At 70.3% G+C, this 20,235-nt stretch carries 20 protein-coding genes and 1 pseudogene; 13 read left to right on the top strand and 8 right to left on the bottom strand.

All coding sequences use genetic code 11. The features are described from left to right. The 4 genes and pseudogenes from ABZ824_RS37365 to ABZ824_RS37380 all read left to right on the top strand — a co-directional run. A partial coding sequence (locus ABZ824_RS37365; protein WP_356969362.1) for an NAD(P)(+) transhydrogenase (Re/Si-specific) subunit beta occupies window positions 1-216 on the top strand: 216 nt, incomplete at its 5' end. A 100-nt stretch (window positions 217-316) separates the two neighbouring features. After that, the gene (locus ABZ824_RS37370; RefSeq protein WP_356969364.1) at window positions 317-1,465 is read left to right on the top strand and encodes a DUF5925 domain-containing protein; all 1,149 of its coding nucleotides are present in this window, start codon (window positions 317-319) and stop codon (window positions 1,463-1,465) included. A 147-nt stretch (window positions 1,466-1,612) separates the two neighbouring features. Continuing rightward, on the top strand, window positions 1,613-2,362 hold the full coding sequence (locus tag ABZ824_RS37375) for a hypothetical protein (RefSeq protein WP_356969366.1): 750 nt from the start codon (window positions 1,613-1,615) through the stop codon (window positions 2,360-2,362). A gap of 23 nt (window positions 2,363-2,385) precedes the next feature. Then, window positions 2,386-2,481: pseudogene (locus ABZ824_RS37380) on the top strand (nitroreductase family deazaflavin-dependent oxidoreductase); the annotation flags it as partial. A 20-nt stretch (window positions 2,482-2,501) separates the two neighbouring features. Here ABZ824_RS37380 and ABZ824_RS37385 read toward each other — a convergent pair. After that, window positions 2,502-3,854 carry an MFS transporter gene (locus ABZ824_RS37385; protein WP_356969368.1) on the bottom strand — a complete coding sequence of 451 codons (1,353 nt, stop codon included), beginning with the start codon at window positions 3,852-3,854 and terminating at the stop codon, window positions 2,502-2,504. A gap of 388 nt (window positions 3,855-4,242) precedes the next feature. On the opposite strand from ABZ824_RS37385, the gene ABZ824_RS37390 reads away from it, so the two are divergent. Continuing rightward, on the top strand, window positions 4,243-5,196 hold the full coding sequence (locus ABZ824_RS37390) for an AraC family transcriptional regulator (protein WP_356969370.1): 954 nt from the start codon (window positions 4,243-4,245) through the stop codon (window positions 5,194-5,196). Next, window positions 5,193-5,615 carry a thioesterase family protein gene (locus ABZ824_RS37395; protein ID WP_355073607.1) on the top strand — a complete coding sequence of 141 codons (423 nt, stop codon included), beginning with the start codon at window positions 5,193-5,195 and terminating at the stop codon, window positions 5,613-5,615. The genes ABZ824_RS37390 and ABZ824_RS37395 overlap by 4 nt, the downstream gene beginning before the upstream one ends. Window positions 5,616-5,628: 13 nt before the next feature. Here the strand turns inward: ABZ824_RS37395 and ABZ824_RS37400 are convergent, their stop codons facing one another. The 3 genes from ABZ824_RS37400 to pdhA are packed head-to-tail and all read right to left on the bottom strand — an operon-like array spanning window position 5,629 to window position 9,223. Next, window positions 5,629-7,101, bottom strand: a complete 1,473-nt coding sequence (locus tag ABZ824_RS37400) for a dihydrolipoamide acetyltransferase family protein (protein WP_356969372.1) — start codon at window positions 7,099-7,101, stop codon at window positions 5,629-5,631. A gap of 29 nt (window positions 7,102-7,130) precedes the next feature. After that, window positions 7,131-8,114, bottom strand: a complete 984-nt coding sequence (locus tag ABZ824_RS37405; RefSeq protein ID WP_356969374.1) for an alpha-ketoacid dehydrogenase subunit beta — start codon at window positions 8,112-8,114, stop codon at window positions 7,131-7,133. Beyond that, window positions 8,111-9,223 (bottom strand): pyruvate dehydrogenase (acetyl-transferring) E1 component subunit alpha, encoded by a 1,113-nt coding sequence (gene pdhA, locus ABZ824_RS37410; RefSeq protein WP_356969376.1) that lies wholly within the window; start codon window positions 9,221-9,223, stop codon window positions 8,111-8,113. The genes ABZ824_RS37405 and pdhA overlap by 4 nt, the downstream gene beginning before the upstream one ends. 148 nt (window positions 9,224-9,371) lie before the next feature. On the opposite strand from pdhA, the gene ABZ824_RS37415 reads away from it, so the two are divergent. Genes ABZ824_RS37415 through ABZ824_RS37425 form a run of 3 tightly spaced genes read left to right on the top strand, consistent with a single transcriptional unit; the run spans window position 9,372 to window position 11,375 of the window. Further along, window positions 9,372-9,863 carry an Lrp/AsnC family transcriptional regulator gene (locus ABZ824_RS37415; protein WP_355073615.1) on the top strand — a complete coding sequence of 164 codons (492 nt, stop codon included), beginning with the start codon at window positions 9,372-9,374 and terminating at the stop codon, window positions 9,861-9,863. Between the two features lie 43 nt (window positions 9,864-9,906). Continuing rightward, a complete protein-coding gene (locus ABZ824_RS37420; protein WP_356969378.1) occupies window positions 9,907-10,545 on the top strand; it encodes an antibiotic biosynthesis monooxygenase in 639 nt (212 codons plus the stop codon). 20 nt (window positions 10,546-10,565) lie between these two features. Then, window positions 10,566-11,375, top strand: a complete 810-nt coding sequence (locus ABZ824_RS37425; RefSeq protein ID WP_356969380.1) for an SDR family oxidoreductase — start codon at window positions 10,566-10,568, stop codon at window positions 11,373-11,375. 157 nt (window positions 11,376-11,532) lie between these two features. On the opposite strand, the gene ABZ824_RS37430 is transcribed toward ABZ824_RS37425, so the two are convergent. Beyond that, the gene (locus tag ABZ824_RS37430; RefSeq protein WP_356969445.1) at window positions 11,533-12,672 is read right to left on the bottom strand and encodes a benzoate/H(+) symporter BenE family transporter; all 1,140 of its coding nucleotides are present in this window, start codon (window positions 12,670-12,672) and stop codon (window positions 11,533-11,535) included. Between the two features lie 247 nt (window positions 12,673-12,919). Between ABZ824_RS37430 and ABZ824_RS37435 the strand changes: the two genes are divergently transcribed. After that, the gene (locus tag ABZ824_RS37435) at window positions 12,920-13,726 is read left to right on the top strand and encodes a sulfurtransferase (RefSeq protein WP_356969446.1); all 807 of its coding nucleotides are present in this window, start codon (window positions 12,920-12,922) and stop codon (window positions 13,724-13,726) included. A 4-nt stretch (window positions 13,727-13,730) separates the two neighbouring features. Here the strand turns inward: ABZ824_RS37435 and ABZ824_RS37440 are convergent, their stop codons facing one another. Then, window positions 13,731-14,093, bottom strand: coding sequence for a hypothetical protein (locus tag ABZ824_RS37440; RefSeq protein ID WP_355073623.1), 363 nt, complete (start codon window positions 14,091-14,093; stop codon window positions 13,731-13,733). 149 nt (window positions 14,094-14,242) lie between these two features. On the opposite strand from ABZ824_RS37440, the gene ABZ824_RS37445 reads away from it, so the two are divergent. The 3 genes from ABZ824_RS37445 to ABZ824_RS37455 all read left to right on the top strand — a co-directional run bounded on the left by ABZ824_RS37445 (window position 14,243) and on the right by ABZ824_RS37455 (window position 18,906). Continuing rightward, window positions 14,243-17,062 (top strand): DEAD/DEAH box helicase, encoded by a 2,820-nt coding sequence (locus tag ABZ824_RS37445; RefSeq protein ID WP_356969382.1) that lies wholly within the window; start codon window positions 14,243-14,245, stop codon window positions 17,060-17,062. Then, window positions 17,059-17,826 (top strand): SWIM zinc finger family protein, encoded by a 768-nt coding sequence (locus ABZ824_RS37450; protein ID WP_356969384.1) that lies wholly within the window; start codon window positions 17,059-17,061, stop codon window positions 17,824-17,826. Before ABZ824_RS37445 ends, ABZ824_RS37450 begins: the two co-directional genes overlap by 4 nt. A gap of 282 nt (window positions 17,827-18,108) precedes the next feature. Beyond that, on the top strand, window positions 18,109-18,906 hold the full coding sequence (locus ABZ824_RS37455) for a helical backbone metal receptor (protein WP_356969386.1): 798 nt from the start codon (window positions 18,109-18,111) through the stop codon (window positions 18,904-18,906). Here the strand turns inward: ABZ824_RS37455 and ABZ824_RS37460 are convergent. Both ABZ824_RS37460 and ABZ824_RS37465 read right to left on the bottom strand, forming a co-directional pair. After that, window positions 18,891-19,004, bottom strand: coding sequence for a DUF3224 domain-containing protein (locus tag ABZ824_RS37460; RefSeq protein ID WP_356969387.1), 114 nt, complete (start codon window positions 19,002-19,004; stop codon window positions 18,891-18,893). The two genes, ABZ824_RS37455 and ABZ824_RS37460, sit on opposite strands and share 16 nt — an antisense overlap. A gap of 46 nt (window positions 19,005-19,050) precedes the next feature. Further along, window positions 19,051-20,121: an amidohydrolase family protein gene (locus ABZ824_RS37465; protein WP_356969389.1), complete on the bottom strand. Its 1,071-nt coding sequence runs from the start codon at window positions 20,119-20,121 to the stop codon at window positions 19,051-19,053. Window positions 20,122-20,235 lie beyond the last annotated feature (114 nt).

The following is a 20,235-nucleotide window of genomic DNA, read 5'->3' on the forward strand; positions in this document are numbered from 1 at the left end:
AACCCGGCCGCCCGTGAGGACTCCTCGAGCCCGATCTACGGCATGCCCGTGCTCAACGTCGACCAGGCCAAGTCGGTGATCGTGCTCAAGCGCTCGATGAACTCCGGCTTCGCCGGAATCGACAACCCGCTGTTCTACGCCGACCACACCTCCATGCTGTTCGGCGACGCCAAGAAATCCGTCGGGGCAGTCACCGAAGAACTCAAGGCCTTGTAGGCCAAACATTTCCGCGCAGTGTCCCCTTCGCCGTGGTGCGGAGGGGGCACTGTCGTAATTCGATGGACACCGTGCCCCGCCGCCCCGGATCATTCTCGAAGTGTCCGCACGTCACGAGTCTCTTCGGTTGATCGGTCCCGGGGAGCCCTCGGCCGATCCGGCCGAGCGGCTGCCGTGGACCGTCGTAGTCGATTCCACCTACTCCATCCGCGACGCGATCGATGCCCTCGCGCTCGGTCCATTCCTGCGCGGTGATCATCCATGCGCGCGCACCGCGCAGCTGGAACGGGTGCGACCGGACGCACCGTTGCGTCCCGCCCGCGGCCGCGTGGTGCGCACCGTACGCGACAACGACAGCGGGGCCGCGCTGGTCGTGGGCCCCGGCTGGTCGCTGCGGTCGGTGCGCTGGTCGGGCGGCTCGGCGATGGTCGAGGTCACCGCCGTCACCGACGCGCTCGCGGACGAGTTGCTCGCCGAGGCCATCCGGGACGCGGCGGCGCCGCCGGAGGTGGGCGAGACCGTCGAGATGGGCTTCTGGCACATGCACAACCACGGTCCGCAGCGGCGTGCGCGCTCGATCACGGCGCCCGAGTGGTCGACGATCCGTGGCAACTACGCGGGGCAGGTCGCCACCGCGCTGGACCGCCTGATGACGCTCACCGCCGACGACGTACGCGGCAGACTGGTGCTGCTGCACGGACCGCCCGGCACCGGCAAGACCACCGCGCTGCGCGCACTGGCACGGGCCTGGGGCGGCTGGTGCCAGCTCGACTGCGTGCTCGATCCCGAGGTGATGTTCGGCAAGCCCGGCTATCTGATGGAGGTGGCCGCCGGTGTGGACAACGCCGAGGAGGGCGCGCCCCGCTGGCGGATGCTGGTGCTGGAAGACTGCGACGAGTTGATTCGCGGAGAAGCGAAGGAAGCTGCCGGGCAGGGCCTCTCGCGGTTGCTGAACCTCACCGACGGCATGCTCGGCCAGGGCAGGGACGTGCTCGTCGCCATCACCACCAACGAGGATCTGTCCCGCCTGCATCCGGCGGTGACGCGGCCGGGCCGGTGCCTGGCGCGGATCGAGATCGGGCGGCTGTCCTCCGGCGAGGCGGCGGCTTGGCTGGATCGCGAGCGGCCGGGCGCGGCCACCGCGTTTCCGGACGGGGCGAGTTTGGCCGAACTCGTCTCGGCGCGCGACGGCGAGGCACGGATCGATGCCGTCGCTGTGGACGCGGTGAATCCAGGGCTGTACCTGTGAGAACTCTGGCGAACCGAAGCCATTGCGCCGGTGCGGCGAACCGGGCGTTATCCCACACGGCGGTACGCGCACCGATCGGCTAGATTCCATGGGTTCGCCCGTCGCTTCTGTGCGCACGGAATCTAGCGAGACCCGGGGAGGGGATCCATGACCACACCACCGAATCAACCGTATCCTGGCCAGCCCGGCTATCCGCAGCAGCCGCCTGCCGGTGCACCGCAAGGCTTTCCGGGCCAGCCGGGAAATCCCGGTCAGCCGCAGGGTTATCCCCAGCCCGGCTATCCCGGTCAGCCGCAGCCGGGCTACCCGCCGCAGGGTGGTTTCCCGCCGCAGCCGGGTTACCCCGGCGGCGGGTTCCCGCCGCCAGGACCCCCGCCCCGACAGAATCGGGGCGGGAGCGGTATCGGCAAGATCCTCGGCATACTCGGCGTCGTCCTGGTGATCGGATTGCTGATCGTGGGCGCTCGCACCGTGTTCCGCTCGGACGGCGAGAAGATCGAGATCGGTCAGTGCGCGAAGCTGTCGGGCACCACCGTCAAAGCCGAGTTCGAAACCAAGGAATGCTCCGACGCCGAAGCCAATTACGTGGTGGCGCAACGGCTCGACGGGGCGAACGCGGACTGCGCCACCAAGGATTACGCCAGCTACTACCAGACCGGCGGCGACGAGTACACGCTATGCCTGCGGCTGAACGTCAAGGAGGGCGACTGCATCGACGGCGGTTTCCTCGGCGCCAGCACCAAGGTGGCCTGCGGGTCGACGGCGGACTTCAAGATCGGCCGGATCGTGCGCGGCACCGCGGACAAGTCCGCGTGCGGAGCGAAGGCGACCGAGAACGACACCATCGTCTACCCCAAGCCCGAGCCGATCACCATGTGCCTGGTGCCGCCCAAGTAGCGGTTGGGGCTAGCTTGGAAACGATGACGAGCATCGGCGCGCGTTTGCTGCGGACCAGATGGTTCGTGCGCGCGCCGATCGCCGTGTTCCGGGCTCGGCTCGGCTTCCTGTTCGGCGGAGCCTGGAATTCGTGATCCGGTCAGCGTGGCGTGGCGACGACGCTCGCGTACGCGCAGCACAGCAGTACGGCGAGGATCGGCACGACCATCGCCGTGGTCAGCGACATCACGGCGGTGAGCCAGCCGATGACCGTTGGCCCGGCGAGCAAGCCGAGGTAGCCGACGCTGAACACCCGCGACATGTCGGTCGCGGCCGTGCGGGAGCCCAGATTCCCCGCCGCGCTGAAGATCTGCGGGATGCCCCCGGCGAGTCCGAGCCCGGTCAAGGCCCAGCCGAGCAGCGTCAGCGGAATCCACGGCGAGACGACGATCACGGCCAGGCCGATGGCCGCGAGGAGCGAGCCGTAGCGCACCACCGCGACCCCGCCGAAGACGTGGCTGACCCGGTCGGTGGCGAACCGCCCGACCGTCATCGTGGTGGAGAAGGCGCCGAAGGCCAGTGCCGCGGTAGCAGCGTCGGCGTCCAGATGGTCGCGCAGTTGCAGTGCGCTCCAGTCGGCGGCCACGCCTTCGGCCAAGAGCAGGGAAAAGGCGAGCACGGCCAGCGCGAGCACCTTTCGGCCGCGAGCGCGAGTATCGAGGGAGGTCGTGGCGGGAGCGCGCGATGATCGGTCTCGGTCGAGCCGGTCCGGCGACTGTGCGGTTGACGCCGCATCGGACCCTGTCGGCATGACGTCGTGCCCGGACGAATCGCCCTGACGCAGCGACACCGTCGCGTCGTGTTCCAGTGGTGCGGCGTCGAGTTCGGTCGCGTGGACGGACGAGGCGACGCCGGGGGACTCCGCCGTTTCCGATGCCGTCTCCCGCAGCAAACGCGGCACCAGCGTCAGGACCAGAGCGACGCAGCCCACCGCGGCGACGACCAGGGTCACCCGCACATCCCAGCCCGCCCGGAGCGCGGCGGCTCCGAGCAGGGACCCGACCAGTCCACCGCCGGAGAACAACGCGTGGAAGGCGGCCATGATCGGACGCCGGTAGGCCCGTTCCACATGCACCGCTTGGGTGTTCATCGACACGTCCAGCGCTCCGTTGCCGAAACCGAAGCAGGCCAGCGCGAGCGCCAAGGTGAACGGCCCGGTGGCGAAGCCGGGGCCCACCACCGCGACCGATCCGAAGCACGCCGCGGCGCCGACCAATGTCCTGCTGCCGAACCGATCGGCGAGCGGACCCGCCAGTCGCATCCCGACGATGCCCGCGCCCGACATCAGCAGGATGAACATGCCCAGCGTCGATTTGGCGACCCCAGTGCGGTCGGTGACGACCGGAATGTGCACCACCCACATGGCGAGCAGGAAGCCGTTCAACGCGAAAACCGTGAATACCGCGGCACGCGCCACACGGAACTGGCGATCGACCGTCGGGCTCAACACCATTTCGACGGTACCGAGAAAATCCCCACCCCGACCGGACTCGCTCGCGGAACCGGCCCAGGGCGCCGTTGACCTGGTCGTGCGGCCGTGCGGGACGCTCGACACTGCGCGTCACGTCCGCGAGCGAGTCCTTTTCACCATGTGAAACGCGTCACGATGCCGGGACATTCCGGATTCCGCTGACAGCCGTCGCCATGACGTAGTCGGCGAAATCCTTCGGGCTCCGGCCGAGCGCGCGCCGCACTACCTCGGCGGGCTCGGCGTTGCGACCGTCGAGCACCGGTGCCGAACAGGCACGCCATGGCGGCGGGTAGCCCGGAATATCCGGCGCAGTCGAGACGGAACCTGGCGCACCGGCCTGTGACCATGCGTGATCGTCTACTGTGGACGGGTGGATGCGCTCGCCAGTCTGCTCGAAGGCCCTCGCGCTCGCGGCGCGTTCCTGATGTGTTCGCTGCTGGATCCGCCGTGGTCGCTGCGTATCCAGGACGAGGCTCCGCTCACCGTGCTGTCGATGATTCGCGGCGGCGCGTGGATCGTCACCGACGAGGGCGCACCGCGGCAGCTCGGCGCGGGGGACGTCGCGATCTTCCGTGGGCCCGCGCCGTACACGGTGGCCGACGACCCGGCGACCGAACCGCAGATCATCGTCCATCCCGGTCAGGTGACGAAGACGCCGCAGGGTGAAGTCCTCTGCGAGACACTGAGCCTCGGCGTCCGGCAGTGGGGAACCGACCCGGACGGCGCGACCTTGATGGTCACCGGAACCTACGAGTCCGCGGGCGCGGCCAGCCGTCGCCTGCTGCGCGCGCTCCCGCCGGTGCTGGTGTTGCGGCGCGGCGAGTTCGACAGCCGGGTGCTCGACCTGCTGGTCGACGAGGTGATCAAGGACGAGCCCGCGCAGAGCGCGGTGCTGGACCGCCTGCTGGATCTGGTGCTGATCGCCGCGTTGCGCGCCTGGTTCTCCCGCGCCGACGCGCCCGGCTGGTACCACGCCTACGGTGACCCGCTGGTCGGCAAGGCTCTGCGCCTGTTGCAGCACAATCCGGCGCACGGATGGACGGTCGCGGGCCTGGCCGAGGCGGTGGGGATGTCGCGGGCGGCGCTGGCGCGCCGGTTCACCGATCTGGTGGGTGAGCCGCCGATGGCGTTCCTCACCGAATGGCGGCTGGCGCTGGCCGCGGACCTGTTGCAGGAATCCGATGCCACCATCGAGGCCATCGCCCGTCAGGTCGGATACGGCAGCGCCTTCGCGCTGAGCACCGCGTTCAAACGGCACTTCGGGATCTCCCCGCGCGACCACCGGTTGGGCGTGACCGCCACTGAGCTATCGTCGGCCGGGTGACGCAGCAGTATCCGGTGCTCTGGCCGGTGCCGACCCGGTGGGCCGACAACGACCACTACGGGCACGTGAACAACGTGACCTACTACTCGTACTTCGACACCGCGGTCAACGCATGGTTGATGCACGCCACCGGAACCGACATCCGTGACCTGCCCGCGCTCGGCGTGGTCGCGCAGACCTCCTGCCAGTACCTCGGCTCGATCAGCTTCCCGGATCAGTTGCGGGTCGGCCTGCGCATCTCCCGGCTCGGCCGCTCCAGCATCACCTACGACCTGGCCATCTTCCGCGAGGCCGACGGCGCGCTGGAACTGGCCGCCACCGGTGTCTTCGTGCACGTCTACGTGGACGCCGAGACCCGCAAGCCGGTCGAGATCCCGGAGGTCATCCGCACCGCCGCGGCGGAACTCGTCACGGACTGACCGACGGGGCGCGTCACACGCGGCTGAGCAAGGTGAGCGGGTCCTCCAGGAATCCCGCGACAGTGGCCAGGAAGCGGGCGGCGAGTTCGCCGTCGACCATGCGATGGTCGAAGCTGACGCCCAGGGTGGTCACCCACCGGATCGCGATCTCGTCGCGCACCACCCACGGCCGCCGGCGAATCGAGCCGAGACACAGGATCGCGGCCTCGCCCGGATTGACCAGCGGGACTCCGGCGTCCACGCCGAAGACGCCGACGTTGGTGATGGTGAACGTGCCGCCGCGCAGCTCGGCGGGCGTCGCGCTGCCCGCGCGCGCGGTGTCGGCCAGCCAGCCGATCTCGCGGGTCAGGTCGCGCAGGCTCAGGGTCTGCGCCTCTTTGATGTTCGGTACCAGCAGCCCGCGTTCGGTGGCCACCGCGATACCCAGGTTGACGTAGTGCTTGGTGACGATTTCCTGAGCCGCTTCATCCCAGCAGGCGTTCATGCCGGGGAAGTCGGCGAGCGCGGCGAGCGCCGCCTCGGCGACCAGCGGCAGCGGCGTCAAGGCCAGGCCCGCGAAGGATTTCGTACTGCGTAGATGATCGAGTAGTTCCATCGAGGCGGTGCAGTCCGCGGTGACGAACGTGCTGGCCTGTGGGATGGTGCGCGCGCTGGTCAGCATCGCCGCGGCGGTGCGTTTGCGGATGCCGCTGATCGGGGTGCGCTCCTCGCGGGCGGACGGGCGCGCTCCGGCGTCCGCGACGGCGGGCGCGGTGGCCGGACGCGGCTGCGAGACGGGCACCGCGCCGCGCACGTCCTCGACGGTGACCGCGCCGCCTGGGCCGGAACCCGCGATGAACCACAGGTCCAGGCCGAGTTCGCGAGCCAGTTTCCGCGCGGCGGGTGTCGCCGCCGCCCGCGGCGCGCCGAGCACGGTGCCCGGTGGCTGTTCGTGAACCTCCTCCACCAGGCTCCCCGTGCCGTCGTACCGCGAGACGGCGGGTGCCTCTGCCTGGCTGTCCGCGTGGTCGGTCCGTGAGACGGCGGGTGCCTCTGCCTGGCTGTCCGCGTGGTCGGTCCGCGAAACGCCCTGCGCCTTTGCCTGGCTGTCGGCGTGGTCGGACCCCGAAACACCGGGCTGTGCGGGAGGGCGCCGCCGAGACGTTGCCTCCGCCTCAGGGCCGTAGCCGACCAGGACCGACGTGCGCCCCGTGTCGCTCGGCGTCTCTTCCGCTCCGGCCGCCTGTATCCGAATGAGCGGCGACCCGACCGCGACGGTGTCACCCGGCCGCGCCAGCAATTCGACCACGCGGCCCGCGAACGGCGACGGCAACGAGACGACCGCCTTGGCCGTCTCCACGTCGGCGATGGCCTGGTTCAGCTCGACCGTGTCGCCCACGGCCACCGCCCACGACACCAGTTCGGCGTCGGTCAGCCCTTCGCCGAGGTCCGGCAGCCGGAATTCCAGCACGGACGCCGGAAGATCATGGCCGACCGAGTTTTCCACGCGGCACCTCTCACTACAGCGAGCCCGCCTCACGCGGCGAGGGAACGGTCGACCGCGTCGAGAATGCGGTCGGGGTCGGGCAGATGGTGCTTTTCGAGCTTAGCCGGGGGGTAGGGGATGTCGAATCCGCCGACGCGCAACACGGGCGCTTCCAGGTGATAGAAGCAGCGCTCGGTGACGCGGGCGGCGATCTCCGCGCCGAGCCCGGCGAATACCGGCGCCTCGTGCGTGACGATCAGCCGCCCGGTCTTCGCGACCGACTCCTCGACGGTGTCGAAGTCGATCGGCGAGAGGCTGCGCAGGTCGATCACTTCGAGCGCGTGTCCCTCCTGCGCGGCGATCTTCGCGGCCGTCAGCGCGGTCGCCACGGTCCCGCCGTAGGCGACGACGGTCGCGTCCGTGCCTGTCGTGCACACGCGCGCGCGATCCAGCGGCAGGCCGCCGTCGCGGTCGAGCGCGGCGAAATCGACGTCCGCCTTGTCCCAGTACCTGCGTTTGGGTTCGAAGAAGATCACCGGATCGTTCAGCGCGATCGCCGCGCGAATCATCGAGTACGCGTCGGCCGGGTTGCTCGGTGTCACGACGCGCAGCCCGGCGGTGTGCGCGAAATACGCCTCGGGTGATTCGGAGTGGTGCTCGACCGAACCGATGCCGCCGCCGAACGGGATGCGAATGGTCAACGGCGCGTTGACCTTTCCCTGGGTGCGGTAGTTGATCTTGGCCACGTGCGAGACGATCTGGTCGAACGCGGGATAGACGAATCCGTCGAACTGGATCTCGCACACCGGCCGGTAGCCGCGCAGCGCCATGCCGAAAGCCGTTCCGATGATGCCGGATTCGGCCAGCGGCGTATCGATGACGCGATTGTCGCCGAAGTCCTTCTGCAACGTGTCGGTCACCCGGAACACTCCGCCGAGGCGCCCGATGTCCTCGCCCATCAGCAAGACCTTCGGATCGTCCTCCAGCGCGCGGCGCAGGCCGGTGTTGAGCGCGCCGGCGAAGGTGGTGATCATCGCGGGACTCCTTCTCCTCGTGCGGAGGGCCCGCCGGGATCGCCGGCCAGGTACTCCGCGTACGCCCTCCGCTGTTCGGTGATCAGCGGATGCGGGGTGGTGTAGACGTGCTCGAACAGTTCGCTCGGCGCGGGATCGGGCATGTCGATGGTCGCGCGGCGCACCACTGCCGCCATCTCGTCCGACCGCTGGGCAACCCGCGTGCCGAACGCGTCGTCCCAGTGGCCCTCGCGCTCGAGCAACCTGCGGATCCGGTCGATCGGATCGCGCCGCGCCCATTGCTCGGTCTCGGCGGCCGAACGGTAGCGGGTGGGATCGTCCGCCGTGGTGTGCGGACCCATCCGGTAGGTGAGCGCCTCGATGAACGACGGGCCGCCGCCGGTGCGCGCCCTGGCGATCGCCTGCCTGGTCACGGCGAGGACGGCGAGCACGTCGTTGCCGTCGACCTGCCTGCCCGGCATGCCGTAGCCGTACGCGCGGCGGGCGATCGGCGTCGCGCTCTGCACCCGCACCGGGGCGCTGATCGCCCACTGGTTGTTCTGGCAGAAGAACACCACGGGCGCGCTCCAGGTCGCGGCGAACCCGAGCGCTTCGGCCAGATCGCCCTGGCTGCTGGCGCCGTCGCCGAAGTAGGCGATGGTGGCTGTCTCCGCGCCGTCCATGTGCGCCGCGAACGCGTAGCCGGTGGCGTGCAGCCCCTGGGAGCCGACGACGATGTTGGGGTTGGTCATGTTGACCGCGTGCGGATCCCAGCAATGGTGGGCGGCGCCGCGCCACAGCCGGGTGAGATCGGTGGGCGGCACGCCACGGCAGTAGGCGACCGCCGTTTCGCGGTAGCTGCAGAACACGTAGTCGTCGGGATGCAGCGCGTGCGCGGAGCCGACCTGGGCGGCCTCCTGCCCGAGCATGGGCGCCCACAGGCCGAGCTGACCTTGCCGTTGCAGCGCGGTGGCCTCGATGTCGATCCGACGGGCCACCACCATGTCCTCGTACAGCGCCCGCAGGTCGTCCGGCCCGATGTCGGCGACCAGCGCGGCGTGCTCGCGATCGAGGACGCGACGGCCGTCCGGCTGTACCAGTTGCACCGGATACTCGGATTTGCCCGGCATGAGTGATCGCCTCCTCGCCAGGTGTTCGACAGGTCGGATTGTGTCCTATCTCACAGCATCCACCCGAATGCGAACTGCGCAAGTGGTCGGCCGGCGGATGGGCAGAATGCTCAATTGCGACCCGCGCGGTGGTGTCATACTGCGTGGTATGACCAGAGAAACCGCCGGCGTGAGCCTGGACGCCACCGACGCCAGGCTGTTATTGGAACTGGTCGCCAATCCCCGGGCGACAGGTGTCGAGCTGGCTACTCGGCTCGGCCTGTCCCGCAACACCGTGCAGGCTCGATTGTCCCGCTGGGAGGCCGGTGGCGTGCTGGGCAGCTTCGAGCGGCGCGTCGAGCCGCGCGCGCTCGGCTATCCGCTCGCGGCGTTCGTCGCGGTCGTCGTGGACCAGCACCGGCTGGATTCGGTGGTGGACGAACTGGCCGAGGTGCCCGAGGTGACCGAGGTGTGCGGCATGACCGGACTCACCGATCTCACCGTGCGGGTGGTCGCGCAGGACGCCGACGACCTGTATCGCATCGCCGGGCAGATCCTCAAGATCCCCGGCGTCGAGCGGACGAACATGGCGCTGGTGATGCGCGAGCTGGTCGGTCCGCGTACCGCCCCATTGCTCGACCGCTTGGCGAAATCGGGCTGAATATCCTTGACCTCGAGTGCGATCGAGGTTTCAGGATGGCGGCATGACGCATGACGGAATGACCGTGATCGATACCATCCGGCTGCCGCTCGACGGGGCGAACGAGTACATCGCGCAGTGGCGTGAGCGCGCCGGGAAGGTCAGCCGGGCACCGGGCTTCCGTTCCGCCCGTATGCACCGCGCGACCTCCGCCGACGCGCCGCTGCCGTTGGTCATGGTTGCCGAGTGGGACAGCGTCGCAGCCAGGGACGCGGCGCTGCGCGACTCCGCGTTCCGCGCGTCGGCCCGAGCCGCCGGTGCCAAGGCCGAGGTCGTCGGCAGCGAGTACCGGGTCGCCGCCGAATATCGCTCCGCTGTGCACTCGGACGGACCCGGCATCACCTTCGTCAACGTCTTCGAACTGCCCGCCGAACGCTTCGAGGAATTCCTGGCCCACTGGCGAACCAGGGCCGAGCTGATGAGCGCGGCCCCCGGCTTCCGCGACAATCGCCTGCACCGTGCGCTCGACCCCGCCGCGCGGTACGCGGCGGTGAACGTGGCGCACTGGGACAGCGCCGCCGCGTGGCGCAGCGCGACGGAGAATCCGGCGTTTCAGCGGCGGCTCGCCGCCGCGCCCGGGTTCGCCACCGCGCACCCGCAGCTCTACGAGGTGGTCGCGGGCTTCCAGGCAGAAGACCGGTGATGTCCCGTTAGGGTGCGGGGATGGAGATTTCGGGCAAAGTTGCCATTGTCACGGGGGCGGGCGCGGGGATCGGGGCGGCATTGGCCGCCCGGCTCGTCGCCGCCGGTGCGCGCGTGGTGCTCGCCGACCTCGACGGTGCGAGCGCGGCGCGGGTCGCGGAGTCTCTCGGGGCGGATGCCGTCGCCGTCGGCGGGGACGTGGCCGACGAGGCGGTGATCCGCGCGTTGATCGAGCGCGCCGAGGCGCAGTTCGGGCCGGTCGACCTGTACTTCGCGAACGCGGGCATCGGCGGCGGCGCGGGTCTGGACAGCACCGACGAGCAATGGGCGGCGGCGCTCGAGGTCAACGTGATGGCCCACGTCCGCGCCGCGCGGCTGCTCGTCCCCGGGTGGCTGTCCCGTGGTGGTGGTGGTTATTTCGTCGGCACGGCGTCGGCGGCAGGGCTGCTCACCCAGCTCGGCTCGGCCCCCTACGCGGTGTCCAAGCACGCGGCCGTCGGTTTCGCGGAATGGCTGTCGGTCACCTACGGCGACCGCGGAGTGCGGGTGAGCTGCGTGTGCCCGATGGGTGTGGATACGCGGCTGCTGCGCGGCGGCCTCGTTCCGCCGGAGCACGCCGCCGAGGCGGAACTCGCGGTGAAGGCCGTCACCAGCGCGGGCGAGGTGCTGTCCCCGGAGGAGGTCGCCGAGATCGTGCTCGCCGGGGTGACCGACGAGCACTTCCTGATCCTGCCCCACCCCGAGGTACTGAAGATGTACCGCCACAAGGGCTCCGACTACGACCGCTGGATCGACGGCATGCGGCGCTTCCAGGCCGCGCTCCAGGCCTGAGCAGCTGCCTCGCCTTCGCTCGGCCCGGTGCGGGCTGTGGACGGACTGCGTCCGGCTGCGCCTTTTGAGCAGCTGCCTCGCCTTTCGCTCGGCCCGGTGCGGACTGTGTCCGGCTGCGCCTTTTGAGCAGCTGCCTCGCCTTCGCTCGGCCCGGCGACTAACGCAGCACTTTGCGCACCACGAGTCCTGCGAGTAATGCCCAGAAGGCGGCGCCGATCCCCGCGAAGCCGACACCGGAGGCGGCGATCAGGAACGTCACCACGGCGGCTTCGCGGTGTTCGGAGCGCAGCGCCGCGCCGAGGGCCGCGCCCAGGGTCGCCAGCAGGGCCAGGCCGGCCACTGTTTCCAGGGTTCCGGCCGGGGCGGTCGCGATCAGCGTGACCACGGCGGCCGAGCCCAGCGCGAGCAGCAGGTACATCGCGCCCGCCGTGAATGCCGCGATCCAGCGCCGCTTCGGGTCCGGATGCGCCGCGGGGGCCGCAGCGAGCGCGGCGCTGATGGCGGCGAGATTGATCGTGTGCCCGCCCGCGGGCGCTCCGACGACGGTGCCGAGACCGGTGACCGTCATCGCCGCGCGCCAGGGCACCCGGTAGTCGAACGAGGCCAGCACCGCGGTGCCGGGGATGTTCTGCGAGGCCATGGTGACGATGTAGAGCGGGATCGCGACGCCGATCAGCGCCTGCCAGCTCCAGTGCGGCAGCGTCAGTTCCAGTCGCGGAGCCATCGCGCCGACGTCGAGATGACGGTGCTGCACGACGATGCTCACGCCGGCGGCTACCGCCGCGGTGCCAAAGGCCGCGATCACCGCCCAACGCTGGGCATATCGTTGCAGCACGAGCCAGACCAGGATCACCGGCGCCACCACCGCCGGACTCGTCTGCACCGCCCGCACCGGCGCCAGGCACAGCGGCAGCAGAACTCCGGCCAGCATGGCCTGCGCTATCTCCACCGGGATCGCCGCGACCAGGGTGCCCAGCCGCTGCCAGAGCCCGGTGACGACGATCAGCACCCCCGTCACCACGAACGCTCCGATCGCGGCGGGCCAGCCGCCCGCCACCGCGCCCGTCCCGGCCAGCAGCGCCGCGCCCGGTGTGGACCAGGCCAGCGTGATCGGCATGCGGTAGCGGTAGCTCAGCGCCATCATGCCGATCGCCTGGGTGACGCACAGCGCCAGCAGACCCGACGCGGCCTGCGCGGAGCTCGCTCCGACCGCGGTCGATCCGCTCAGCACCACGGCGAACGAGCTGGTGAATCCGACCAGGGCCGTCACCACGCCCGCGCCGAGTGGCAGCGCCAGCCCCGCTCGCGCCCGTTCGGGTTCCCGCGTCGCGGTGGTCTCGGTGGTGGATACGTTCGACACCGGTCGGATATTGCCGCTGGTCACGGACGCGTGTCGCCTGCCAGTGCCCCGAAACTGGACTGACTCGAGCCGGTGTGCGGCACGGGCGAGAGTGTTCGGCGACATCGGCACATTCGGGTGCGTAGGGTGGGGAGTCGGTGCGCGAGGACGCGATTCGGGACGAGGAGCTGAGTTGAGCGCGGTACTGATCTCACCGGAGGAGCTTCGGGAAGCGTTGCCGGACAAGCGGCTTCGCCTGCTGGATGTGCGATGGGCGCTGGGCGATCCGGACGGGCCGCAGCACTATCTCGCAGGCCACGTTCCCGGCGCGGTGTTCGTCGACCTGGAAACCGAGCTGGCCGCGCCGCCGTCACCCGCGCGCGGCAGGCATCCGCTGCCGGAGCCCGCGCAACTGGAGAAGTGCGCGCGGAGCTGGGGCCTGTGCGAGGGCGACCCCGTGGTGGTCTACGACGCCACCGGCGGCATGGCCGCCGCGCGCGCCTGGTGGCTGCTGCGCTGGGCGGGTGTCGCGGACGTGCGCATCCTCGACGGCGGGCTGCCCGCCTGGATCGACGCGGGCGGGTCCGTCGCGACCGGCGCGGAACCCGACCCCGAGCCGGGCGATGTCGAAGTGCGTCCCGGTCACCTGCCCGTGATCGACGCCGACGCGGCGGCCCGCTGGAAGGGCGTGCTGCTGGACGCCAGGGCCAGCGAGCGCTTCCGCGGCGACGTGGAGCCGATCGACCCCCGCGCCGGGCACATCCCCGGCGCGCTGAGCGCTCCGACCGCCGACAATCTCGACGCGGACGGGCGCTTCCGCGCCGTCGGGGAACTGCGCGACCGCTTCGCCGGTTTCGGATCCGGGCCGGTGGCCGTGTACTGCGGTTCCGGTGTGACAGCGGCGCACCAGGTCGCCGCGCTCGCCATCGCGGGCGTCGAGGCGGCCTTGTATCCCGGGTCGTGGTCGCAGTGGTCGAACGATCCGAAACGGCCGGTCGCGACCGGTAACTGACGCCTTACAGCCAGGCCCGGGCCAGGAGATCGTCGTCGACGACCTCGCTCGCCCGGGGCGGGAACCGGGTGGCCGCGATCGACTCGATATGCGATCCGTCGTGCCCGATCACCCACGAGCCGCCGCGCTCCTCGCATTCGGCGATCTTCGCGAAGGTGGTGAGCAGGAACGTGATCGCCTCGCGCGGGTCGGTGGTGCGGGCCAGCCGCTGGGATTCACCGGGGCGCGACAGGTCCAGCCACACGCCGCACTGCCCGTCGAGCCGCATGCCGACGATCTTGTCGGCATGCACGAAGGTGAATTTGCGCCGTTCCCACGTGGTCGTCGGTGTGAAGCTCTGCTCGAGAACCTGGAGCAGAATCGTCATGCTGCTTCCTCCGCTTCCTTGACACCAAGCTGCGGTTGTTCTGCGATGACCTGCGGATATTCCAGTATGTGCCGGTTGGGCGCAGAAATCCACAACGGTCGGGGCACGGTGTGCGCGGCCGTGTCGCACCCGCCTGCTTGGATGGGGTGATGCTGCACGGACTGTGGTCGCCGGGTGCCGGGTTGCTGCTCTGGCACGACTCGCCGGTCGCCGCGACGTCCGCCGAGCTTCCGGATCCGCTGGGCAGCGCGCTGCGCGCGTCGAAGTTCCGGCACCGGGCCGAGGTCCTGGTCGTCGAGCACGGGATCGCCGGGACCGAGCAGGTCCGCGCGCACGCGCTGGCCCCGGTCGCCGCAGCGGAGGCCCTCCGGCAGCGGTTGCCCGCCGACTTGGTGGCGGGGGATCTGCGGTATCTGGCGCATGTCGCGGGCGGCATCGAACGCTGGGTGCGCGCCGGGCGTGTCGTGCCGGACCTGCGCAGGGAGGACGGCCAGTGGTGGGTGCGCTGGCGGCTGGTCGGCGGGGAGCGGCAGCGGGCTTGGCTGGCCGAGCTGGCGGTCGCCATGCCGGAGGCGCTGCGGGTGGCCGGGCGTCCGGCAGCGCTGCTCGAGGACCTGGTCACCGAACTCACCGACCCGATCGCGCGGTCACTGGCCGACCTGCCGGACTCGCCGCATCCCCTGGTGGCCGCCCTGGTCGGCGACATTCCGCTGGACAACGGCAGCTATCAGGTCGCCGAGGTGCTCGAGGGCTGGCGGGCCAGCCTGACCGGTGACGAGCCGGAACTGGTGCTGCGTCTGCTGGAACCGGACGGCGAAGTCGGTCTCGCCGACGAGTCGGTGGCGTTGTGGCGGCTGGAGGTGTGCCTGCGGCTCACCGGTGAGGCGCCCAGAACCGTTCCGCTGCACGAGGACCCGAATCTGGTCCGGATCGCGGTGGACAAGCTCGGCGCGGCCCAGCGGGCATATCCGAGGCTGCGTGACCTGCCGAGCGATCCGCGCAGCATGGATCTGCTGTTGCCTACCGAAGTGGTGCTCGACCTGGTCGCGCACGGCGTGCACGCCCTGCATGCGGTGGGGGTCCAACTGCTGCTCCCGCGCGCCTGGAGTGTCGCCGAGCCGAGCATGCGGTTGCGGGTGGAGAGCGCGGTGCCCGCCGCGGAGAGCACGGTCGGTCTGCCCGGCCTGGTGTCCTACCGCTGGGAACTCGCGCTCGGCGGCATGGTGCTGACCACGGCCGAGATGGAACGCCTGGTGCGCGCCAAATCCGATCTCGTCAAGTTGCGCGGTCAATGGGTGCAGGCCGATCACAAGGCGCTGGCCGCCGCGGCCAAGTACGTCGCCGCGCACGCCGACGACTCGCCGATCACCTTCGCGGACATGCTCGGCGAGATCGCGGTCTCCCGGGTGCCCCAGGTGCCGATCACCGAGGTCACGGCCTCGGGATGGGCGGGGGACCTGCTCGACCGCGCTCGGCAGCCGGAAGCGGTCGCCGCGCCCGTCGGGTTGAAGGCCGAGCTGCGCCCCTACCAGGAACGCGGCCTGGCCTGGCTGGCGACCATGAGCCGGATGAGTTGCGGGGCGATCCTGGCCGACGACATGGGACTCGGCAAGACCGTCCAGGTGCTCGCCCTGCTGGTGCACGAGCGCGAGAACGCGACGTCCGAGCCGGCGCCGCCGGGACCGACCTTGCTGGTGTGCCCGATGTCGGTGGTCGGCAACTGGCAGCGCGAGGCGGAGCGGTTCGCGCCCGACCTGCGGGTGTGGGTGCATCACGGCGCGGGCCGGCGGGTGGGCGCCGAACTCGACGAGACGGTCGCCGCCGCGGATCTGGTGATCACCACCTACGCTCTGCTGGCGCGCGACGCCGGGGAACTCGGTAGACAGCACTGGGACCGCGTCGTACTGGACGAAGCGCAGCACATCAAGAACGCGGGGACGCGGCAGGCGCGGGCGGCGCGGTCGCTGCGCGCGCGACATCGATTGGCGCTCACCGGCACTCCGGTGGAGAACCGGTTGGAAGAGCTGCGTTCCATCATGGATTTCGCGGTGCCGAAGGTGCTCGGCAGTCCGCAGTCCTTCCGCGCCCGCTTCGCGGTGCCCATCGAACGCGAGCGCGACCAGAACGCGATCAGTCGCCTGCGCTGGCTGACCCAGCCGTTCGTGCTGCGCCGGGTGAAGACCGACCCCACGGTGATCAGCGACCTGCCCGAGAAGCTGGAGATGACCGTGCGGGCCAACCTCACCGTCGAGCAGGCCTCGCTGTACCAGGCGGTCGTGGACGACATGCTGGCCAAGATCAAGGACGCGAAGGGCATGGCGCGCAAGGGCGCCGTGCTCGGTGCGCTCACCCGGCTCAAGCAGGTGTGCAACCATCCCGCGCATTTCCTGGGCGACGGGTCGAGTGTGCTGCACCGAGGGGCACATCGCTCCGGCAAGCTCGCCCTCGTCGAGGACGTGGTGGACGCGGTGCTGGCCGACGGTGAGAAGGCGCTGCTGTTCACCCAATTCCGGGAATTCGGCGAGCTGGTCGCGCCCTATCTGGCCGAGCGGTTCGGCGCGGCGATCCCGTTCCTGCACGGCGGCGTGCCGAAGAAGAAGCGCGACGCGATGGTCACCGGCTTCCAGGCGCCGGACGGACCGCCGCTGATGTTGTTGTCGCTCAAGGCGGGTGGCACCGGGCTCAATCTCACCGCTGCCAATCACGTGGTCCACCTGGATCGCTGGTGGAATCCCGCGGTGGAGAACCAGGCCACCGACCGCGCCTTCCGGATCGGCCAGCAGCGCAACGTGCAGGTGCGCAAGCTGGTGTGCGTGGACACGATCGAGGAGCGGATCGACGAGATGATCAACGGCAAGCGGCAGCTCGCCGATCTGGCCGTCGGCGCGGGGGAGAACTGGATCACCGAACTGAGCACCGACGAATTGCGCGACTTGTTCGCCCTGGGTGCGGCGGCGGTGGGCGAATGAGTCCGTTCGTCGACTACTCCGAGTACGGGAAGAAGCTGCCGGTGCGCGGCGGAGTGGAAGCCCGCAGCAGACGAGGCGGTTTCGGGCGCACCTGGTGGGGCAGGGCGCTGGTGGAATCGGTCGAGCGAATGGCGGAGCCGGGGCGGCTGGCGCGCGGTCGCAACTACGCCCGATCCGGCCAGGTGGTGAACTACCGGATCGAGCCGGGCGCGGTGACGGCGGAAGTGCAAGGCAGCCAACCGCGTCCGTTCACGGCGGTGTTCACCGTGCGCCCGATGCGCGAGGACGAACTCGAATTGCTCATCGAAACCATTCGCTCGGCGCCGGGCATGCTCGCCGAGATCGCCTCGGGGGCGTTGCCCACCGGGCTGGGGCCGCTGCTGCTGCCGAGCACCGCGGCGGACCTTGATTTCACCTGCAGCTGCCCGGACCCGGGCTGGCCGTGCAAGCATGTGGCGGCGGTCTGCTACCTGCTGGCCGAGCGGCTCGACGAACACCCGCGCGAGATCCTGACCCTGCGCGGACTCGACCTGGACACGCTGATCGGGGGCATCGAGCGCGAGCCGAGACCCACCGTTTCCGACGATCCGTACGGTGAGCGCGTTTCGCTGCCGGACTTGCCCGCGGTCGAATTCCGGGCTGCGCCGGAGGATTTGGATCCGCTGCTGCTCCGTAAGGCGCTGCGGATGACCTCGGCGGACGAGACGGTCGCCGCGACCGGTCTGCGCGATCTCACCGCGCTCTATCGGCGGTTCGACCGCTGACGTTGGTTGGCACCCAGCATCGGGGCTGTCGGTTACCGCCGGTCTGTCGGGGCGGGATCGATACCGGCGGAGCGAAGGGACCGGAGACTTCCCGACGCCGGGTGCCGTTATTCAGTGTCGCGCCGTTCAACCCCGCGCGGAACTGCCCCAGCCACGCCCGGATGCTGCCCTTGCACCGCACTTGCCGCATCTCTCCCGGCGTGGCCCGATCGTCGCGGCTGGTCTCGCTTCGTCCAGAAAAGGCCGCCCACCTGCGTGAATCTTCTGTTATAGGCTGACAGCGTGGCAGGAAAGAGCCCAGCGGCCGGGTCGCCCCGCGACGACCTCGGTACTCCGGTGGATCTCCGCACACCCCCGCGCCGGGTGGTGTCGCTCGTTCCGTCGCTGACCGAGGCGGTGGCGCGCACTTGTCCGGAAGTCCTCGTCGCCGCCACGCAATGGTGCACGCACCCAGCCGATCTCGTGGTCGAGCGCGTCCGGGGGACCAAGAACCCGGATGTCCGCCGGATCGTCGAACTCGCCCCCGACCTGGTGCTGTGCAACAAGGAGGAGAACCGCCGCCTCGACGTCGAACGCCTGCGCGCGGCGGGAATTCCGGTGTGGGTTACCGAGATAGAGACCGTCGACGAGGCCATGGCCTCCCTAACCCGGCTCTGCGTGGAGGCGCTCGGCGTCGACTCGCCCGCCTGGCTCACCGAGGCCCGATCCGTTTGGGCCGCACCACCGCCCGAGCCGGCGCGCGCCGCCGTCATCCCGGTCTGGCGCGACCCGTGGATGGTGGTCGGACGGAACACCTTCACCGGCGACATCGCTCGCCGTTTGGGCCTGCGGCTGGTGCATGCCGATCGCCCCGACCGCTATCCGCGCGTCACGCAGGCCGAATTGATCGAAGGCGTCGACCTCGCGGTGCTTCCCGACGAACCCTATGTCTTCACCGAAACCGATGGGCCAGAAGCGTTTCCGGACATCCCGGTCGCGCTGGTGGAGGGCCGCGCCCTCACCTGGTACGGGCCGTCATTGGCGACCGCCCGCGATACCCTCACCGCGCAACTGGCTCGGGCGGCTCAACCCAATTCGTAGTCGAACCAGATGCGGTGCGTGCCGTCGGCGTCCACGTGCAGTCCGCCCGTGCCCGTGATGCCCGCGAGGTCACCGGTGCCGCTGGCGGGCACGATCACGCAGAACTCGTCCGTGCGGTCGGCGCCGCGGGCACCGACAACCGGCTCAGTCGGCGATCCGGTACACCCGCTGCGCGGTGGTCCGGAAGACCTGCTCGAGTTCGGTCGGATCGCCGCCGTGGCCGGTGACGGCGGTCGCGATCGCCTCGATGCTGTTCGCGATGCTGGTGACCGGCTTGTCCACCGGGAAGTTCGACCCCCAGATGAGACGGTCCGCGCCGAAGACGTCCAAGGCGTGTTCGACCAGCGGACCGATCCGATCGAGCAGCTGCGGCACCGGCGTCGGCGTGCCGCGCGGCGGGATCGGATGGCCGAGGATCGGCATCATCAGCCCGCTCACCTTCGCGACCACGTTCGGGCGCGCGGCCAGTGCGGCGAGATCGTCGCGCCACCGCACCAGCAACTGCCTGCGCAGCCCGGGATTGGTGCCGGTGTGCTTGCCCACCGCCCCGAAGATCCCCGCGGGCGTGCCGAGGTGGTTCAGCACGATCGGCACTTCGGGATAGCGTTCGGCCAGCGCGGTGACGTCGGGAATGGCGTGCGAGTACACCCAGGCTTCGAACGACAGGCCGCGCTCGGCCAGCCGCGCGAAGCCGTCCAGGAATTCCTTGGTCGCGAGCTTGCCGGGCGCGTCGGTGAACGACCGAACACCGGGATCGGGATGGTGGGCGACCATGGTGCGGATACCGCGCAGTAGCGGCGAGGCGGCCGCGTGCGCGTCGAGGAGCTCCCCGAACCGGGGGTCGGCCGGATCGCCGCCCGCGAGGATCGCGCCGAGCCGTGGCGCCGCTTCCAGCGGCAGCCCGGCCACCCAGGCGGTTTCCCCGGCTTTCCCGAGCGGTCCCGGTTGCGACCATTCGACTTCGATGTGCGCGACCACCTCCACCGGCGCGTTCCCGGCGTCGGCGCGGTAGTCGAACGGAAGGTAGGGCCGCAGGTAGGCGACGGGGTCACCGACGAATTCCCGGTCCCGGCGCGGCGCGAGACGCTTCGCGACGTCCACCGGGACCGGCAACAGCCGGAACAGCTTCGCCAGGGCGCTGAAATCCCGGGGTGTGCCGAACGGATCCCACTGGTGGATGTGTGCGTCGATGATCCGGATTCCCGAGAGGTCCATGTCTGCCGTCCCCAACCGCGCCGAAGGTTTGCTCGGCGATTGTCACATGCCCGGCGCGCGGTGAGTTCGGAATCCGCGCCCGCCGAGTCGGCACGGCGGGTTCCGCCGGATCCG

It is taken from the genome of Nocardia sp. NPDC047038 (genome assembly GCF_040644075.1).
In the GTDB taxonomy this organism is placed as follows: Bacteria; Actinomycetota; Actinomycetes; order Mycobacteriales; family Mycobacteriaceae; genus Nocardia; species Nocardia sichangensis.

Coding starts and splice junctions, on each gene's coding strand:
- ABZ824_RS37375 (WP_356969366.1), top strand. CDS start 1,613: ATGACCACACCACCGAATCAACCGTATCCTGGCCAGCCCGGCTATCCG.
- ABZ824_RS37385 (WP_356969368.1), bottom strand. CDS start 3,854: ATGGTGTTGAGCCCGACGGTCGATCGCCAGTTCCGTGTGGCGCGTGCC.
- ABZ824_RS37405 (WP_356969374.1), bottom strand. CDS start 8,114: ATGATCACCACCTTCGCCGGCGCGCTCAACACCGGCCTGCGCCGCGCG.
- pdhA (WP_356969376.1), bottom strand. CDS start 9,223: ATGCCGGGCAAATCCGAGTATCCGGTGCAACTGGTACAGCCGGACGGC.
- ABZ824_RS37415 (WP_355073615.1), top strand. CDS start 9,372: ATGACCAGAGAAACCGCCGGCGTGAGCCTGGACGCCACCGACGCCAGG.
- ABZ824_RS37420 (WP_356969378.1), top strand. CDS start 9,907: ATGACGCATGACGGAATGACCGTGATCGATACCATCCGGCTGCCGCTC.
- ABZ824_RS37425 (WP_356969380.1), top strand. CDS start 10,566: ATGGAGATTTCGGGCAAAGTTGCCATTGTCACGGGGGCGGGCGCGGGG.
- ABZ824_RS37440 (WP_355073623.1), bottom strand. CDS start 14,093: ATGACGATTCTGCTCCAGGTTCTCGAGCAGAGCTTCACACCGACGACC.
- ABZ824_RS37445 (WP_356969382.1), top strand. CDS start 14,243: ATGCTGCACGGACTGTGGTCGCCGGGTGCCGGGTTGCTGCTCTGGCAC.
- ABZ824_RS37450 (WP_356969384.1), top strand. CDS start 17,059: ATGAGTCCGTTCGTCGACTACTCCGAGTACGGGAAGAAGCTGCCGGTG.
- ABZ824_RS37465 (WP_356969389.1), bottom strand. CDS start 20,121: ATGGACCTCTCGGGAATCCGGATCATCGACGCACACATCCACCAGTGG.